We start from the raw sequence: 3,401 nt of genomic DNA, 5'->3' as shown, positions 1-3,401 counted from the left end.
CTCCCTCTTAACCGGCCAATACCTATGTTTCCCCAGGTCAGCGACACGCCGTGATTTGCTACCTGCTGGCCGGATGGGGCCATCGCGGGTACATCTGTCCTCATGATCGAACAGGGACTCCGGCTGGAGGAGCGTGAAGGGAGCTGGATGCTTGCTGGACCGTCCGCCGGGCAGTTCGTCCTGGTCGATGAGTATCTGGCGTATCTGGCAGACCGGAACTACTCGCCCAAGACCGTCCGCGCCTACGGCTATGACCTGCTGGCATTCTGCCGCTGGCTGGCGACCGAGGACGTGTCGCTGGGCGAGGTGACGACCGAGACGCTGCTGAAGTTCCTGCACGCCTGTCGCGAGGCCAAGGTTGCCGGGCGTCGCGGCGGCCCGAACGTCGTCACCTTGTCGGGCCGCCGGATGGATCAGTACGCCGCCACGACGATCAACCGGCGACTGGCGGCCATCTCGGGGCTGTTCACGTTCGTCACGATGCGCGATCCGGAGTCCGTCAACCCGGTCCCGAAAGGGCGCGAGGCGCGCTGGCGGGTGGCCGGCGAGCGGTCAGGGATGCTCGCGCACACGATCCGCCGCCCGAAGAATCGCTCCTCGCTACGACTGCGCGAGCCACGGCGCCTGCCCAAGGCACTGTCCCAGACGCAGGCAGCCGAGTTGCTGGCCAGCTTCCACACCTGGCGCGACCGAGCGATCGCGGGTCTGATGCTGTATTGCGGGTTGCGCTCGGCCGAGGTGCTCGGCTTGAACGTCGCCGACGCCGACATCGGTGGCCGCTGGGCGAACGTGATCGGCAAGGGTGATCGGCAGCGGCGCGTCCCGTTGGACGCCGACGTCGCCTCGGTCATCCAGGTATATCTGCTGGCTGAGCGTCCCGAGTCGACCGAGCAGCGGCTGTTCCTGGTGGCCAAGGGCCCCAACCGAGGGCGACCGCTCACAGCGGCCGGGCTGCGCACGATCTTCCGCTATCACCGAGCCGTCAGCGGGATCACCGCAGGTCATCCCCACGCGCTGCGGCACACCTTCGGCACCGCACTGGCCGAAGCCGGAGTCGACCTGGCGGTGATGCAGGCGTTGCTCGGTCACGCGCACGTCGACACCACCGCCCGCTATATCCATCTGGCACCCGCCCACGTGAAAGCCGAGTTCGATGCCGCACGCAGCCGCATCCGCGCCCAGCAATAGCCTGCACGCCGATTACCTGGACTATCTGCAGCGGACCGGGCGAGGCAACCGTCCCTATCAGCAGGCCGCGCGAGTGTTCTTCGAGCGTTGGCCCGACCCCGGGTGCTGGGCCGCGCAACCGTTGGAGATCCGCTTGTCGGCTGATGCGCACACTCGGCCGATCATCACCTTTCTCATGCTGCACCGCGGACTACGACCCGGCTACGACTACCTGCTGGAACGCAAACTGTCCACGTTCTGGCGAGAGATCGAGGACTCGCCCATCGCTGCGGGAGTGCAGCGCTTCATGACCGCCGCCGAGGACCTCGGCTTCTCCTTGCGCGTGCGTCTGGCCACCGGCTCTCAGGTGCCGGCCCGGCTGCTCATCCAGGCTGGACGCCCCCTGGAGCAGCTCACCTTGGACGATCTGGACGAGTTCGCCGCCGCCTGCGCCGCGCGCAGCGCCCGCACCGGCAAGGACCACCGTCACTATCTGTCCGCGCTCAGCAATGCCCAGCGGGTCCTGTTCCACCTGGGCATTATCGACACGCTGCCGACGATGGGCGGGCCGGTCCCCTTCGAGCAGCGGCTGGCCGAGGTGGCAGAACCGATCCGCACCACGATGATCGCCTACCTGGAACGCAAGCGCGCCACCTGCCAGCCCAAGACCGTCTCCGCGATCGCCACCCGGCTCAAATACTTCGGCCTCTTCCTCACCCACATCGATCCCGGACTCACCTCGATCGCCCAGCTGGACCGCCAGCGTCACATCGAGCCCTACCTCACCGCCCTGGTCGAGGCCGTCAACCCCAAGAACGGCGAAGTCATCACCCTCGCCGACCGCTCCCGCCGGGTGATGGCGCTGACCGGCTTCCTCACCGACATCACCGAGTGGGGCTGGGCTGAGGCGCCCACCCGCAAGCTGGTGTTCCGTGATGACAACCCCAAGCTCCCGCAGGTACTGCCCCGCTACCTGCCCATCGATGCCGATCGCCGCCTGACCGAAGAGCTCCGCGACCGCCCCGGCAACCAGCTGGCCGCCTGCGCCCTAAGATTGCAACGCGCCTGCGGGCTACGCATCGGAGAACTCCTGGACCTGGAACTCGACTGCGTCCACGAGGTCCCCGGCCACGGCAGCTGGCTGAAAATCGGCCTCGGAAAGCTGGACACCGAACGCATGGTCCCCCTCGATGACGACATCCTGGACCTGATCGACCACATCATCGAGCTCCGAACGCACGGCAGGCCCATGCCGCACCCCCGCTACCGGCGTCCGGCGCAGTTCCTGTTCACCCACCACGGGCGCCGTCTGGGCCAAGGTGCCGTCCGCGCCGAGCTCGACCGCGCCGCCCAGCAAGCCGGACTCGGCCACATCACCTCCCACCAGCTCCGCCACACCTACGCCACGGCCCTAGTGAACGCCGGCGTCTCCCTGCAGGCACTGATGGCGCTGCTCGGACACGCCTCCGCCGAGATGAGCCTGCGCTATGGGCGATTGTTCGACACCACCGTCCGCGCCGAGTACGAACGCGCCCTCGACCTGGCCAAACAACACACCCGCACCCCAGCTCCCGGCCACGTCCAGCTGCCCCTGGCCGACATCACCGGCGGCAAGGACTGGAAAGACACCCCGCTCATCAAATCCCGACTGGCGGGCGGGTTCTGCCTGCGCGCGCCCGCCCAGGGCGCTTGCACCTACGCCAACATCTGCGAACACTGCCCCAGCTTCCATGCCGAGCCCAGTTCGCTGCCCATCCTCGCTGCCCAGCGTGTTGATGCCGAGGTGCTTGCCCGTGACGCCGAAAATCGAGGCTGGATCGCCGAAGCCGAACGACATCGGCGACTCATCACTCGACTCGACAATCTGATCAGCGAGGCTCAAGCCGGATGACCAGCAGCGACACTCTCCACCGCGTCGAAAGGGCATGCGCGCAACTCCACCGTGACGGCCACCCCGTCACCTTCACTGCCGTCGCCACCCTCACCGGGCTGGGCCGCACCACCCTCTACCGCAGCCCCAGCCTCCGCATCGTCATCGAGGAGAACCGTCACCGCGCCGCCACCAACGGCACCCTCACCGGCCTCCTGGACGAAATCCGCACACTCCAAACCGCTCTGGAAGCCGTCGCCGCTCGCGTCCGGCACCACGAAGAGCAACTCCGCCGACTCGCTACTCGAGTCGGCTGAAAGCGTTAACCGGCCAACGCAAGGAACCGGGGCCATTAGCCGGATAA

Annotated in this window: 3 protein-coding genes; all 3 read left to right on the top strand. The window is 67.4% G+C overall.

Annotated elements, in window-relative coordinates; all coding sequences use genetic code 11:
• Positions 1-102 precede the first annotated feature (102 nt).
• From ABGB14_RS49920 to ABGB14_RS49910, 3 genes are read left to right on the top strand one after another with little or no spacing between them, the layout of a single operon-like run.
• Positions 103-1,188, top strand: a complete 1,086-nt coding sequence (locus ABGB14_RS49920; protein WP_347650948.1) for a tyrosine-type recombinase/integrase — start codon at positions 103-105, stop codon at positions 1,186-1,188.
• Positions 1,154-3,058, top strand: a complete 1,905-nt coding sequence (locus ABGB14_RS49915) for a tyrosine-type recombinase/integrase (protein WP_347650947.1) — start codon at positions 1,154-1,156, stop codon at positions 3,056-3,058. Before ABGB14_RS49920 ends, ABGB14_RS49915 begins: the two co-directional genes overlap by 35 nt.
• Positions 3,055-3,354 carry a hypothetical protein gene (locus ABGB14_RS49910; RefSeq protein ID WP_132516880.1) on the top strand — a complete coding sequence of 100 codons (300 nt, stop codon included), beginning with the start codon at positions 3,055-3,057 and terminating at the stop codon, positions 3,352-3,354. The genes ABGB14_RS49915 and ABGB14_RS49910 overlap by 4 nt, the downstream gene beginning before the upstream one ends.
• Positions 3,355-3,401: the final 47 nt, after the last annotated feature.

The organism is Nonomuraea sp. B10E15 (assembly GCF_039871615.1).
Lineage (GTDB): Bacteria > Actinomycetota > Actinomycetes > Streptosporangiales > Streptosporangiaceae > Nonomuraea.
The sequence above is the reverse complement of the archived record's forward strand: the minus strand, read 5'-3'. Positions and strand labels throughout refer to the sequence as shown.